At 67.6% G+C, this 13,753-nt stretch carries 12 protein-coding genes; 9 read left to right on the top strand and 3 right to left on the bottom strand.

Features of this window, described 5'->3' with window-relative positions; all coding sequences use genetic code 11:
* Positions 1 to 79 precede the first annotated feature (79 nt).
* Complete coding sequence (locus ACN8HC_RS00110) at positions 80 to 787, bottom strand: TylF/MycF/NovP-related O-methyltransferase (RefSeq protein WP_490072835.1); 708 nt, start codon at positions 785 to 787, stop codon at positions 80 to 82.
* Between the two features lie 224 nt (positions 788 to 1,011).
* On the opposite strand from ACN8HC_RS00110, the gene ACN8HC_RS00105 reads away from it, so the two are divergent.
* Positions 1,012 to 1,971: a glycosyltransferase family 2 protein gene (locus ACN8HC_RS00105; protein WP_490072834.1), complete on the top strand. Its 960-nt coding sequence runs from the start codon at positions 1,012 to 1,014 to the stop codon at positions 1,969 to 1,971.
* A 15-nt stretch (positions 1,972 to 1,986) separates the two neighbouring features.
* The gene (locus tag ACN8HC_RS00100; protein WP_490072833.1) at positions 1,987 to 3,294 is read left to right on the top strand and encodes a glycosyltransferase family 2 protein; all 1,308 of its coding nucleotides are present in this window, start codon (positions 1,987 to 1,989) and stop codon (positions 3,292 to 3,294) included.
* Here ACN8HC_RS00100 and glf read toward each other — a convergent pair.
* On the bottom strand, positions 3,254 to 4,393 hold the full coding sequence (gene glf, locus ACN8HC_RS00095) for a UDP-galactopyranose mutase (RefSeq protein ID WP_490072832.1): 1,140 nt from the start codon (positions 4,391 to 4,393) through the stop codon (positions 3,254 to 3,256). The two genes, ACN8HC_RS00100 and glf, sit on opposite strands and share 41 nt — an antisense overlap.
* Positions 4,394 to 4,549: 156 nt before the next feature.
* On the opposite strand from glf, the gene ACN8HC_RS00090 reads away from it, so the two are divergent.
* The 6 genes from ACN8HC_RS00090 to ppsA all read left to right on the top strand — a co-directional run bounded on the left by ACN8HC_RS00090 (position 4,550) and on the right by ppsA (position 11,458).
* Entirely contained in the window at positions 4,550 to 5,149 is a 600-nt protein-coding gene (locus ACN8HC_RS00090; RefSeq protein ID WP_490072831.1) for a glycosyltransferase, read from the top strand.
* Positions 5,150 to 5,211: 62 nt separating this feature from the next.
* The gene (locus tag ACN8HC_RS00085; RefSeq protein ID WP_490072830.1) at positions 5,212 to 5,463 is read left to right on the top strand and encodes a hypothetical protein; all 252 of its coding nucleotides are present in this window, start codon (positions 5,212 to 5,214) and stop codon (positions 5,461 to 5,463) included.
* Between the two features lie 70 nt (positions 5,464 to 5,533).
* Positions 5,534 to 6,814, top strand: coding sequence for an aspartate aminotransferase type Ic (locus ACN8HC_RS00080; RefSeq protein WP_490072829.1), 1,281 nt, complete (start codon positions 5,534 to 5,536; stop codon positions 6,812 to 6,814).
* Between the two features lie 401 nt (positions 6,815 to 7,215).
* A complete protein-coding gene (locus tag ACN8HC_RS00075) occupies positions 7,216 to 8,001 on the top strand; it encodes a hypothetical protein (protein WP_490072828.1) in 786 nt (261 codons plus the stop codon).
* 183 nt (positions 8,002 to 8,184) lie between these two features.
* Entirely contained in the window at positions 8,185 to 9,039 is an 855-nt protein-coding gene (locus tag ACN8HC_RS00070; RefSeq protein WP_490072827.1) for a pyruvate, water dikinase regulatory protein, read from the top strand.
* Positions 9,040 to 9,073: 34 nt separating this feature from the next.
* On the top strand, positions 9,074 to 11,458 hold the full coding sequence (gene ppsA, locus ACN8HC_RS00065) for a phosphoenolpyruvate synthase (protein WP_490072826.1): 2,385 nt from the start codon (positions 9,074 to 9,076) through the stop codon (positions 11,456 to 11,458).
* Between the two features lie 50 nt (positions 11,459 to 11,508).
* On the opposite strand, the gene ACN8HC_RS00060 is transcribed toward ppsA, so the two are convergent.
* Positions 11,509 to 12,474: a LysR family transcriptional regulator gene (locus ACN8HC_RS00060; protein ID WP_490072825.1), complete on the bottom strand. Its 966-nt coding sequence runs from the start codon at positions 12,472 to 12,474 to the stop codon at positions 11,509 to 11,511.
* A gap of 102 nt (positions 12,475 to 12,576) precedes the next feature.
* On the opposite strand from ACN8HC_RS00060, the gene ACN8HC_RS00055 reads away from it, so the two are divergent.
* On the top strand, positions 12,577 to 13,734 hold the full coding sequence (locus ACN8HC_RS00055; protein ID WP_490072824.1) for a PrpF domain-containing protein: 1,158 nt from the start codon (positions 12,577 to 12,579) through the stop codon (positions 13,732 to 13,734).
* The last annotated feature ends 19 nt before the right edge of the window (positions 13,735 to 13,753 follow it).

Genomic DNA, 13,753 nt, shown 5'->3' with positions numbered 1-13,753 from the left:
AGTGGCGGGATGGGGCGGCGGTGTCGTCGACATACTTGCTCGAAGGGTCTCTGATCCAGCCGACAGCTGCCCGGCCGGCTCATGCAGCGACGAGGCGCACCGCGAGACTCATGTGCCCCACGGCGAGCGCCTGGAAGTCGAGATCCGGTCGTGACCCGAGGAATTCGCTGAAGGCACGGTGTTCGTGCCGGCGCCAGCCGTGGTAGCCGAAATACTCGTCGAAGACCACCACGGTGCCCGGCACGAACCGGTCGCCGAGGGCGTCGAAGACGGTCTTCGTCGAGCTGTAAAGGTCGGCGTCCAGATGGACGAAGCGGAACGGTTCGGTGGTGGTCGCCGCGAAGGCGGGCACGGTCTCGTCGAACCAGCCGACGTGGAACTCGACGTTGGTCACCGCCAGCGTCGGCGGCTTGCCGCCGATGTCGAACGCCCCGGCGCTTTCCCGGCTGCCGGTCCAGGCCTCGGGCAGGCCCTCGAACGAGTCGAAACCGTACACGACCTGGTCGGCGAAGTGGTCGGCGAGCATCGTCAGGCTGCTGCCTCGGTGTACGCCGAACTCGGCGATCAGACCGGCGAAGGACGGCGCCGCCGCAGCTGCCCGGCGGAGCGCCTCCGGATTGTGCAGATGCACCTGTGCGTCCAGGAAACGCTCGTCGCCTCGGATGTGATCGACCGAGTCCTGGACCGCGGCGCGACGCAAACCCAAGGCGGTCGACGGGACTTCCCGGGTGGTGCGCAACTGTTTCACGACCTGTCGCAGGAGGTCATCGGTGGTGTTGTCGGTCATCGCCTCAACCTTCCGGGGCCCGTGGACGGGCCCGACGTCGGCAAAGTAGGCCGCCGAGTTGGCCGTCGGATGGACAGTCGGTGACGGGGCATCGACATCTCGGTGAGGGCGCTCTGCACAGGCGCGGGCCCCGGGGATCCTGGGGTAGCGTCGCCGGCGTCCACCGTGGTGGATCACCGTCAACTCCGAGTGAAGGCAGCGCAATTCCTGTGTTCTCCAACCTGATGCCGGATCTGTCAGCGATCATCCCGATGTGCAACGCGGCACCGACCGTCGGCAAGGTCGTCGAGTCGTTCCTCGACGTTCCCGGCCCGCGGGTGGAGGTTGTCGTCGTGGACGACGGGTCCACCGATGACTCCGTGCAGGTGGTGCAGGAGCTCGCTCGCGACGAGGTGCGACTGGTCCGGCTGGACGGCAATCACGGCGCCGGCCACGCCCGCAACGTCGGCTTCGACCGGGCGCGCGGGCGCTACACGATCTTCTTCGACGCCGACGACGAGCTTCATCCGGACGTGCTCGCGGATGCCGTCGAGCTCCTGGACGCGACCGACACCGACGTCGCGATGATGCCCTACACCTACCGGCGTGGCTGGACGTCCGACCACACGGGGATGAATTCTTTCGACGACGTCGTCTGGCAGCACTACGTCGGCGACCAGAGTCGCCGGATCGCCCGGCTCTCGGAGGTGCCCCGCCTCCTCGGCTTCTCCAACTACCCCTGGAACAAGGTGCTCCGGACCGCGCGATTCCAGCGAACCGGCTTGCGGTTCAGCGAGACCCAGGTGCACAACGACATCCTCGGCCACTGGATGACGCTGCTGGACGCGCGCACGCTGGTGCTGCTCAACGACGCGGTCTGCACGCACATCGTCGGTGACGGCGGCGGCAATCTGTCGCACCGGATGGGCCGCGAGCGCCTCGCGCTCTTCGACGCGCTCGACGAGACCTACGAGATGCTGCGGCGCCGGCCTGAGTTGCGCAACCGCTACTCGCATCACTACTGGGACTTCGTGCTGCGCTCCTCGACGTGGGCATTGGACCGGCTCGCCCCCGAGGTCGCCGACGAAGGACGCCAGCGGTTGCAACAGCACCTCTTGCGCATCAACCTGGCCGACTTCATGCGCATCCGGGAGCGCCGCGACCCCTCGCTCGCCGACCGCATCGTCCGCCGCTCGCTCGTCTGATCGGAAGTCCTCGTCATGGCTACAGTCAGCATCATCGTCACGTCATACAACATCGAGCGGTACATCGAGCAGTGCCTGGAAAGCGTTGCCGCACAGACTCTCCCGGACATCGAGGTGCTCGTCGTCGACGACGGGTCGACCGATGGCACACCGGATCGGATCCGCGAATTCGCTTCTCGCGATGCCCGATTCATCCCAGTGCTGCTCGACCAGAACAGCCCGGGCGGTGTCGCGACCGCTGCGAACGCCGGCCTGGAACGCGCCACGGGGACCTGGGTGGGTTTTGTCGACGGAGACGACTTCGTCGAGCCGGACATGTTCGAGCAGCTGGTGGGAGCGGCGGAGGCCGCCGGGTCGGACCTGGCGATGTGCAAGTACCTCGAGGTCGACGACACCACCGGCCAGCGCGCCGAGCCGGCGGACGCGCATCGCTGGGCGGCTCTCGACCGGGCGCGGTACGAGCTGGATCCGACCATGCGGCAACAGTTTCTGCGCTTCATCGCGGTGCCGTGGCGCAAGCTCTACCGGCGCTCGATGCTGGAGGAGGAAGGCATCCGCTTCCCGGTGGGCGACTACTTCTACGAGGACAACCCGTTCCACTGGGCCGCGGTCGTGTCGGGCCGGTCCATCGCCATCGTGCCGACCGTGCTCGCCTACCACCGGGTGGCCCGGTCGGGTCAGACGATGGCAACGGCCGACGAGCGGCTGCTGCGGATCTTCGATCACCACGGCACGATCCGCCGATGGTTGGAGCAGCGCGGCGTGCTGGAGCTCTACGAAGTGACGCTGCTGACGTGGGCGATCTCGCAACTGGAGTGGATCTCGCGGCGTACGCCGGAGCCGCTACGCGGCGGACTGTATGACGCGGTGCGCCCGATCTTCGCGTCATACTCGCGGGCCACCGTGCTGCAGGCGCTGCACGAGGGCCACAAGGGTGCGCAGGCGCGCAGGTTGTGCCTCGCGGTCGCCGCCGCGGATCGAGCGGAGTTCCGGAAGGCGCTCGCCGGCCGGCCGGCGACCGACAGCAAGGTGCGGGTGGGCTGGCACCACCTGCGGCACTCCGGTGTGCGCCGGACCGCCTCGATGACGGGCAAATACGCCCAGAACAAGTTGCACGGCAACGAGCGGCTGCGGGCGGTGATCCGGATCGGCGGCACCGGGGCAAAAGTCGGGAACGCCGACCTGATGTTCGCCCTGGCAGCCGTGCAGCAACAGCTGACCGAGCTGGAGGAGCAGGTGGCGGTGCTCGCGGCGGCAGCATCCGGCGCTGCCGCCGCGGACCTCACTCCTGGAACAGCGCCGGAAGAGGCCGCCGTGCGTTGAACGCCGCTTTCAGCTCATCGGCCGCGCGCAGCGCGTCGCCGATGGTGACGTCCATGTCGAGATAGCGATAGGTGCCGAGTCGGCCGAGGAAGGTGACTCGCGGCTCGCGGCGCGCTGCCTCGAGGTAGCGGTCCAGGAGCGTCTTGTCCCGGGCCAGCCGGATCGGGTAGTAGGGGATGTCGTCCTCGCCGGCCAGACGGGAGAACTCCCGGAAGCAGACGGTCTCCTCGTGCTGCTCCCACGGTGCGAAGTGCTTGTGCTCGGAAATGCGGGTGAACGGCACGTCGATGTCTCCGTAGTTCATGACCGCACAGCCTTGGTAGTCGCCGGTGCCGCGAATCTCCTCGAAGTCCAGGGTGCGGTAGCCGAGCCGGCCGAACCGGTGGCCGAACCACGCGTCGAGCGGACCCGTCCAGATCGAGTGGTCGAAGCGATCCCGGCCCTCGGGCGGGTATGGCGTGCTCAGCCGTACCTCGATCCCGGGATGGTCCAGCATCCGCTCCACCAGGGCGGTGTACCCGTCCCGCGGAATGGCTTGATAGGGGTGCGAGAAATAGGAATCCTGGTAATTGAAGCGCAGCGGCAATCGGCGCAGCACCGAGGCTGGTATGTCGCGTGGCTCCATGCCCCATTGTTTGTGCGTGTAGCCGAAGAAGAAGGCGTCATACAGTTTGCGACCCATCATTGACAGAGCCTGCTCCTCGAAATTCGCCGGGTCCTCGATGGTCGGTTCGGACTGGTCGTGAACGAATTCCTCGGCTTGCTCGGGGCTCAACGTGGTGCCGAAGAACTGGTTGATGGTCAGCAGGTTGACCGGCAGCGAGTAGACCCGTCCGCCGACGGTGCTGAGCACGCGGTGGTGGTAGGGCTGCATGGCCGCGAAGCGGTTGACGTAGCGCCATACCCGCTCGTCAGCGGTGTGGAAGATGTGCGGGCCGTAGCGATGGATCATGATGCCGGTGTCCGGGTCGCGCTCGGTGTGGCAGTTGCCGGCGACGTGATCGCGCGTCTCGTGGACCACCACCCGATGCCCGGCCTCGGCCAGCTCCCGCGCGAGCACCGCTCCGGAAAACCCGGCACCGGCGATTCCTATCTGCATTCTTGCTCCCTGTGTTTGTGCTGTTCACTTCACGCTCCCGAATTGGTCACCGGGCGCGCCTACGTTTCAACCGTGACCGAAGTGATAAAGCAGTTGAGTCGCGGTGCCGACAGCGTGCTTCGCGCGAATGAACGCAGGGATAAGCTGCGGTGGTCGGTGGTTGTACCGGCGCATAACTGTGCGCATTTCCTCGCCGAAACCCTCGCCGAGGTCGTGGAACAACTCGGCGGCCGCGACGACGCGGAGATCATCGTCATCGACGACGCGTCCACCGACGCCACCGAGACGGTGGTGCGGGCGATCGGCGGCGACAGCGTGCGCTATGAACGCAATCCGGTGAACCTCGGCGCCGTGGCGACCTTCAACCGGTGCATCGCCTTGTCGCGGGGCGAGATCGTGCACATCCTGCACGGCGACGACACCGTGCTGCCGGGCTTCTATGTCGCGATGGAGCTGGCGCTGGAGGGCAGTCCCGCGCTGGTGGCCATGTGCCGCACACGCCACATCGACGGCAGTGGGGCGACCATCCACGAGACCCGTCGCTACCGGGAAGGCACCGGCATCTGGGACGGCGCGTTCGAGGCGTTCGCGGTGTCCAACCGGGTGCGCGCCCCTGGCATCGTGGTGCGCCGTTCGGCATACGAGGTGTTCGGAGGGTTCCGCACCGATCTACCGCATGCCGCGGACTGGGAGTTGTGGACGCGGATGGCTGCACACGGGCCGGTCGTCTTCGTGGACGAGATCCTGGCCGGCTAGCGCAAGCACGACGAGTCCGACACCGCGCAGCGGATGGTGTCCGGCGGCAACATCCGTGAGCGGTGACCGCGATCGGGATCATCAGCAACCATGTGCCGCCGGAGCGTCGGCGGTCGACGACGCGCAAGGCGCTGGTCTATTCCTTCGTGTACGCAGGGCGCAGTGCGGTGGCCCAGGCGAAGCGACACCAATGGCGGGCCGCGGCCGCCCAAGCCCGGGAAGGCGTGCGGTGCCTCGTGCAGGCCCCGCGCGGAGTGCCGTGCGAGCCGATGGCACAGCCGCAGCACGCCAGCGCGTCCGTCATACGGTCCTGAACACGGCGGGCTGACGCGGTTTTGAGACACTGGGGCGACCGCCTTCGGAAGTCTTCAGGAGAAACCTGCCGTGTCCAACACACGCCCGCTGCACGAGCTGTCCGCCGACGAACTTGCCGCCTTCCGGCAGGAGCAGCAGACGGCATACGACACGCTGAAGTCCAGCGGCCTGAAGCTCGATCTCACGCGCGGCAAGCCCTCGTCCGAACAGCTCGACCTGTCCAATCGGCTGCTCGACCTGCCGTCCACCTTCACCGACGCGGCCGGGACCGACACCCGCAATTACGGCGGCCTCTATGGGCTGAGCGAGTTGCGCTCGATCTTCGCCGACCTGCTGCGGGTCGAGACCGACCAGATCATCGCCGCCGGCAACTCCAGCCTGACGCTGATGAAGGATGTGCTCACCGACCTGCTCCTCTTCGGCGCGGTCGACTCGCCGCGTCCGTGGGTCCAGGAGGAGAAGCGCCGGTTCATCTGCCCGGTGCCCGGCTACGACCGGCACTTCCTGCTCACCGAGACGCTCGGCTTCGAGCTGGTGACCGTCCCGATGCTCGATGACGGTCCGGACGTCGACGCGATCGCCGAGCTGGTCGCGGACGACCCGATGATCAAGGGCATGTGGATGGTGCCCACCTACGCCAACCCGACCGGCGCCGTGTGCAGCCAGGAGGTCGCCGCCAAGCTCGCGTCGATGCCCACCGCGGCGCCCGACTTCAAGATCCTGTGGGACAACGCGTATGCCGTGCACCACCTGACACCGCACGAGACCAAGAGCGCCGACGTGCTGTCGCTGGCCGCCGCCTCGGGCAACCCGCACCGCCCGATCATGTTCGCCTCGACCTCCAAGATCACCTTCGCCGGTGCCGGCGTGGCGTTCCTCGCGGCGTCCAAGGAGCAGATCGACTGGTACATCAAGTACCTCGGCGTCGGCTCGATCGGTCCCGACAAGGTCAACCAGTTGCGCCACATCGAGTTCTTCGGCAACGCGGAGGGCGTGCTGGCGCACATGGCCAAGCACCGCGACATCCTGGCACCGAAGTTCGCCGAGGTGCAGCGCATCCTCGCCGAACGCCTCGGCGGCCTCGGCGTCGCGAAGTGGACCGACCCCATCGGTGGCTACTTCGTCAGCGTCGACGTCCTCCCCGGCACAGCGGCGCGCGTCGTGGAGCTCGCCAAGGCCGCGGGCGTCGCCCTCACGCCGGCCGGCGCGGCATACCCGCACGGCAACGACCCGGACGACACCAACCTCCGTCTCGCGCCTTCGTTCCCGGTGCTGGAGGAGGTCACCGCCGCGATGGAGGCCGTCGGCACCTGCATCCTGCTCGCGGCTTCGGAGAAGCTCAGCGCCTGAGCGCGGCGGTGTAACGCGCGTCGGCGTCCGTAAGTCGCGACGGTCGCGAGTTGTGTGCGGGGATCGGCGGCGTGAGTGTTCGTAAGTCGCGACGGTCGCGAGCTGTGTGCGGGTATGTCGTGCGCCGCCGTACGTAAGTCCCGACGGTCGCGAGTTGTGCGGGGCGATCGCAGCGTGAGTGTTCGTAAGTCGCGACGGTCGCGAGTTGTGTGCACACCCGGCAGCGAGCCACGCCCCGCGCACTGTGGATAACTTCTCAGCGGCGCTCGGAAACCTGCCAATCTGCGTGAATAGCACCGGAACTCGACAGCATCTTCACTTCGGCCGCGGCCGTTCGCGCGGGCGTCGACCCCCGGCGACTCAGGAGTCCGGAATACCGCCGGCTCATCCGAGGGGTGTACATGTCTGCGCAGCCGCCGCCGAGCCTCACGGCGCAGGCGCGTTTTCTGCTGGAGGTCATTCCGCCGGCGCGATTCGCGTGCCACCACACCGCCGCGGCGCTGTGGCGAGCCGTTACTCCGACGGCGTCCGACATACACCTGGGCACGCGAAAGAGGCGTCACTCGACGTGCGACGGCGTTCGTCTGCACTTCTACACTCACGAACCGGAGTTGGTCTGGCACAGAGGTCTCTGGCTGACGTCACCAGCTCAGACCTTCCTCGACCTCGCTGCCTTCCTCGAGTTCATCGATCTCCTGGTGCTTGGTGATTCGCTCGTCCGCCGTACCGACGTCACACCCAGCCAGTTGCGTGAGTTCGTCGCGGATCGGCACAGCACTGGGGCACGCCGGGCGCGTGAAGTCGCTGCCCACGTCCAGTCCAAGGTCGACTCACCCAACGAGAGCAGGCTCCGCCTGCTGATCACCAGCGCTGGGATGGTCGAGCCGACGATCGGTCACATCGTCCAGCTCGGACCACGACATCGGCGGCTCGACCTGTCGTACCCCGACCTCAAACTGGCAATCGAGTTCGACGGGCGCTACCACATCGATCGGGAAGCGCAATGGGACAGGGACATCTTGCGCCGCGAAGAGGTCGAGGGGCTCGGCTGGCGTTTTCTCATCATCACCTCGGCGGCGATGTTCCAGGAACCGCTCCGCGTGTTGCGGCGTATCGCCGACGGCGTCCAGCTGCGGACCGGTCAGCCGGTGCCGATCGGCGACGGGTGGCGCCGGCACTTCGGTTGACCTGCGGATGTACCGAACTCGCGACGGTCGCGAGTTGTGGGCGGCTAGACCGCGCGCGGGTGCTCGTAACTCGCGACGGTCGCGAGTTGTGTGCGGTATGCCGCCCGCCCCACCCGCCACCACCGCGCAAGACACCTGAGACCACCTCACGAGACCTGTGACACATATGGCAGAGTTCGCCCTGTGGATTTCCCGGCTGAAACGCCAGCGACCCCGGTCTTCTTCGTGGCCGGTGGCACGGGGATTTCTGCGGAGACCCTCGGCAACATGATGCTGCAGCAGTTCCCCAGCGTGCGGTTCGTGCGGGAGAAGCTGCCGTTCATCAAGACGCCGGAGCAGGCCCGCGACGCCGTCGAGCAGATGGACGCGGCCAAGACCGACGACGTCACCCCACTGGTTTTCTCCACCGTTGCGGTGGAGGAGATCCGCGAGATCCTGTCCGGCACGAAATGTGCCTTCATCGACCTCTTCGGATCGCATCTGGACATGGTCGAGCGGGTACTCCACGTCAATGCCGCACACAACGCCAGCAGCGCGCACGGCATGCGCGACGTCGGCGAGTATGACGCGCGCATGAAAGCCGTGGAGTTCGCCATCGAGCACGACGACGGACAGAGTCTGCGGCAACTGGAGCGTGCCGAGCTGATCCTCACTGCGCCGTCCCGCTGCGGCAAGACTCCGACGACCATGTATCTCGCCCTTCAGTTCGGGCTGCGGGTCGCCAACTACCCGCTCGTCGAGGAGGATTTCGCGACCGGCGGCCTGCCCCGGCCGATCGCGCCGTATGTCGACAAGTGCTTCGGTCTGCTGTCGACCGCGCAGCGGCTCAGCCAGGTCCGCTCCGAGCGGCGACCCGGCTCGTCATACGCGACCCTGGCGCAGTGCACCTACGAACTGCGGCGCGCGGAGGCGATGTTCCGCGCCCACCGGATTCCGTACATCAACTCCGCCGCCATGTCGGTGGAGGAGATGGCGGCGACGATCATGCAGACCCGCAAACTGAGCCCCGGACGCACCACGAGCGCCGGAGTCCGATGACGTGAGAGTCACGTCATACGAAAGGAATCCCGACATGACGAACATCGAGTGGTTCGCCGATCTCGGCATGAACGACGTCGAGACCGTGGGTGGCAAGAACGCCTCGCTCGGTGAGATGGTGCAGCACCTGTCGAAGGCCGGAGTGCGCGTGCCGACCGGGTTCGCGACCACCGCGGACGCCTACCGGCGCTTCCTGACCGAGACCGGGCTGAAGGCCGAGATCGACGAACTGCTCGACGGCCTCGACGTGGATGACGTGCAGGAGCTCGCGCGGGTCGGCGCCAAGATCCGCGGCGACATCGAGAAGCAGGAGTTCCCGGCCGACCTCGACACCGACATCCGCTCGGCATACGAGAAGCTCACCGCGGAGCAGGGCGAGGACGCGACGTTCGCGGTCCGGTCGAGCGCGACCGCCGAGGACCTGCCGGACGCGTCGTTCGCCGGTCAGCAGGAGACGTTCCTCAACATCAGCGGCATCGACAACATCCTGCACGCGATCAAGCTGGTCTTCGCCTCGCTCTACAACGATCGGGCCATCGCCTACCGCGTCCACGCCGGCTACGACCACTCGCTCGTCGCGCTGTCCGCCGGCATCCAGCGCATGGTGCGTTCGGACATCGGCTCCTCCGGCGTGATGTTCACGATGGACACCGAGTCCGGCTTCCGGGACGCGGTGTTCGTCACCTCCAGCTACGGCCTCGGCGAGGCGGTCGTGCAGGGCGCCGTCAACCCCGACGAGTTCTACGTCTACAAGCCCGCGTTGAAGGCCGGCCGGCCGGCGATCCTGAAGCGCGGCGTCGGCTCGAAGGCCACCAAGATGGTCTACACCGGCGACGCCACGGTGGGGGAGACCATCCACTTCGTGCCGGTCGAGCCGGAGGACCAGGCCCGGCTGTCGCTCACCGACGACGAGGTCACCGAGCTGGCGACCCACGCGTTGGCCATCGAGGAGCACTACGGCCGCCCGATGGACATCGAGTGGGGCAAGGACGGCGTCGACGGCAAGCTCTACATCCTGCAGGCTCGGCCGGAGACGGTACAGTCGCGCTCGAATGCCTCGACGCTGCAACGGTTCGTGCTCAAGGAGCGTGGCCCGGTGGTGGTCGAGGGCCGGGCGATCGGGCAGAAGATCGGTGCCGGCGCGGTGCGCACCCTCGGCTCCATCGACTCGATGCACGAGTTCCAGCCCGGCGAGGTGCTGGTGGCGGACATGACCGACCCCGACTGGGAGCCGATCATGAAGCGTGCGTCGGCGATCGTCACCAACCGTGGCGGCCGCACCTGTCACGCGGCCATCATCGCGCGCGAGCTCGGCATCCCCGCTGTGGTCGGAACCGGCTCTGCCACAAGGGATCTGGCGGACGGACAGGAGGTGACTGTCTCGTGCGCCGAGGGCGACACCGGGTTCGTGTATGACGGCGCTCGCGAGTTCGAGGTCAACGAGACCTCCCTCGACGAGATGCCGGAGCTGCCGGTGAAGATCATGATGAACGTCGGCACGCCGGACCAGGCGTTCGAGTTCAGCCGGCTGCCGAACAAGGGGATCGGACTGGCCCGGCTGGAGTTCATCATCAACCGGCAGATCGGCATCCACCCGCGCGCGCTGCTGGAGCTGGACGACCAGGAGCCGGAGCTGCAGGAGCACATTCGCGCGCTCATCGCGGCATACGACAGCCCGCGGGAGTTCTTCGTCAAGCGGGTCGCCGAGGGCGTCTCCACCCTGGCCGCGGCCTTCGCGCCCGAGCCGGTCATCGTGCGTATGTCGGACTTCAAGTCCAACGAATACGCCGGCATGCTCGGCGGCGAGCGCTACGAACCGCACGAGGAAAATCCGATGATCGGTTACCGCGGCGCATCTCGTTACCTGTCAAAGGATTTCGAAGAGTGCTTCGCGATGGAGTGCGAGGCGCTGCGCTATGTGCGCGAGGAGATGGGGCTGACCAACCTCAAGGTGATGATCCCCTTCGTCCGCACACTGGAGGAGGGCAAGGGCGTCATCGACCTGCTCGCGAAATACGGGCTGAAGCGGGGGGAGAACGACCTGCAGGTCGTCATGATGTGCGAGATCCCGAGCAACGCGGTCATCGCCGACCAGTTCCTGGACCATTTCGACGGCTTCTCCATCGGTTCCAATGACATGACGCAGCTGACCCTCGGACTGGACCGCGACTCCGGACTGGTGGCCGCCGGCTTCGACGAGCGCAACCCTGCCGTCAAGGCGATGCTCGGCATGGCGATCAAGGCGTGCAAGGACCGCGGCAAGTATGTCGGGATCTGCGGGCAGGGCCCGTCGGACCACCCGGACCTGGCCGAGTGGTTGCTGGACCAGGGCATCGAGTCGATCTCGCTCAACCCGGACACCGTCGTGGAGACCTGGCTGCGGCTGGCCAAGCACGGCACGGAGAAGACCACCGCCTGATCTGTGTCGTATGGCGAGGCGCCTGTCCCCTTGTGGGCAGGCGCTTTTCGTCATTCGGAGCCGCTGCGTGTCGACCGGGTGCGGCGACGGCGCGGCTGCCGGAAGGTGGCACGTAACTGCGCCGCCGCCGCGACGAGCTCGCGGCGCATGCCTTCCTCAGCAGGGGTGAGCCGGCGGTCGGCCAAGCGGGCCAGCATGATCCGGCGAACAGGGGCATCGGGGGACACGTCGATCACCCGCAGGTCGTCGCGCAAGTTGGTCAGCGCGGTCCGCGGCGCGAGCGCGACGCCGAGACCGACCGCCACCATCGCCTGGACCTCGTGGTAATCGTGCGCCGCGAACGCGATTCGCGGCTCCAGCCCCGCACGGCCGGTGACCCGGCGCAGCACGTCGCCGAGCGGATGATTGTCGGCCCTCGTCACCCAGCGCTCCCGGGCCAACTCCCCGAGGGGGACGGTCGATCGCTGCGCGAGCCGATGATCGGCGGACACCAGCAGCGCCGTCGGGTCGTCCAGCAGCGGGAGGAGCTCGAGAGTGTCGTCCTGCACCCGGTCCCAGTCGTAGTCCCACAGGAGGGCGAGCTCCACGTCGCGCACGTGCAGCATCTCCAGCAGCTCCGCCCGTAGGGCACTGCGGACGGAGACCGACACACCGGGATGCTGCTGCCCGAAATCCTTGATCGCCAGCGGAAGCAGCGAGGCGCTGGCGGTCGGGAAGGATGCCAGCCGCACCGACCCTGAGCGCAGCCCGGCGATCTCGTCCAACTCGGCCCGGGCCGCGCGAATCTCCCTGGCAATGCTGCCAGCTCGCGCAACAAGGGCTCGGCCTCCGTCGGTCAGTGAGATGCCGCGAGCGTGCCGCTCCAGGAGTGGTTGCCCCGCCTCGCGTTCCAGCTTGCCGATCTGCTGGGAAACGGCGGACGGGGTGTAGCCACCGGCCTTGGCCGCCGCGGAGATCGAACCCTGGCGGGCAACGTCGGCGAGCAGGGCGAGGCGGCGCACATCGAGATCGGCCATGCGTTGATATTAGCTCAGCTTAATGGGATGACTGATTTTCGGGATTGTGCTCAAGTGTCGTAGGTCTCATCGTGGAGTGAAAGGAACCACGAAGGGAACGAAGTGAAACTTCACGGAACGCTGGTCCGCGGCGGCACCAGCAAGTGCTGGATCTTCGACGCCGCCGACATCGACCGGCTGGGCATCGATCGGGATGGGGCGCTGCTCATGGCATTCGGTGCCGAGGATCCCCGACAGCTCGACGGCGTCGGCGGCGCGACATCCACCACGTCGAAGGCCGCCATCGTCGGACCGTCGGTGCGCGGGGACTGCGACATCGACTACACCTTCGCTCAGGTGGGCATCGGCGTGCCGAGCGTCGAGTGGGGCAGCAACTGCGGCAACTGCGCCACGGGCGTCGGCTTGTATGCCGTGCAGACCGGGCTGGTCGATGCGATCGATCCGGTCACGACGGTCCGCATCCACAACACCAACACCGGCACCGTGGCGGAGACCCGGATCGCGACGCCCGGCGGCACTGTTCCACTCGCCGGCACCGCCCGCGTGCCGGGTGTCGCCCAGCCGGGTGTCCCCGTGGAGCTGACCTTCCTCGACCCGGTGGGCGGCACGACCGGCAGTCTGCTGCCGACCGGGCATGCCTGCGACATACTCCCGTCCGCCGAAGGCGCCGTGCGGGCGACGCTGGCCGACGCCGGTGCGCCCTGTGCGTTCGTCGCCGCCGACGACCTCGGCCTCGCCGGGATCGAGTCGCCACGGGAGCTCAGTCCCGCGGTTGACGCACTGGTCGCGCTGCGTCGCAGCGCAGCGCTGGCGATGGGTCTGGCTCAGGAGCGCGAGCCGGTCCACCACGCGATCCCGAAGGTGGGCATCGTCGGGCCGGCCGCGGCATACCGCACGACCGCCGGACAGCAGCTCCACGCCGACGACTACGACCTGAGCGTCCGCATGCTCTCGATGCACGCACCGCACCCGGCGATCGGTCTCACCTCCGCGGTTGCCGTGGCGAGCGCGGCGGCCGTTGCCGGCACACTGCCGGCGCTGCTCGGCCGGAAGGTCGAGGGCGCCGGATCGGTGCGGATCGGCACCGCTGCAGGCATCGTCGTCGCCCGCATCGACCGGTCCGGCACCAGCGGCCCCCACCGGGTCACGCTCAGCCGCGCCGCCCGGTGCATCGCCACCGCGGAGCTCTACCTGCCGGCGTCCCGCGCTCAACTGCGCCTGCCGCCGACCACCACCGACCAGCACGCCTACAGCGCGTGACGACTCAGCAAGGAGAAAC

Source organism: Flexivirga sp. YIM B11880, from assembly GCF_058148645.1.
This window is presented reverse-complemented; position numbering and strand designations above follow the sequence as displayed.

Bases quoted from the DNA above. Each gene is read 5' to 3' on its own strand.
- ACN8HC_RS00110 (WP_490072835.1), bottom strand. From the start codon at position 787: ATGACCGACAACACCACCGATGACCTCCTGCGACAGGTCGTGAAACAG.
- ACN8HC_RS00105 (WP_490072834.1), top strand. From the start codon at position 1,012: ATGCCGGATCTGTCAGCGATCATCCCGATGTGCAACGCGGCACCGACC.
- ACN8HC_RS00100 (WP_490072833.1), top strand. From the start codon at position 1,987: ATGGCTACAGTCAGCATCATCGTCACGTCATACAACATCGAGCGGTAC.
- glf (WP_490072832.1), bottom strand. From the start codon at position 4,393: ATGCAGATAGGAATCGCCGGTGCCGGGTTTTCCGGAGCGGTGCTCGCG.
- ACN8HC_RS00075 (WP_490072828.1), top strand. From the start codon at position 7,216: ATGTCTGCGCAGCCGCCGCCGAGCCTCACGGCGCAGGCGCGTTTTCTG.
- ppsA (WP_490072826.1), top strand. From the start codon at position 9,074: ATGACGAACATCGAGTGGTTCGCCGATCTCGGCATGAACGACGTCGAG.
- ACN8HC_RS00060 (WP_490072825.1), bottom strand. From the start codon at position 12,474: ATGGCCGATCTCGATGTGCGCCGCCTCGCCCTGCTCGCCGACGTTGCC.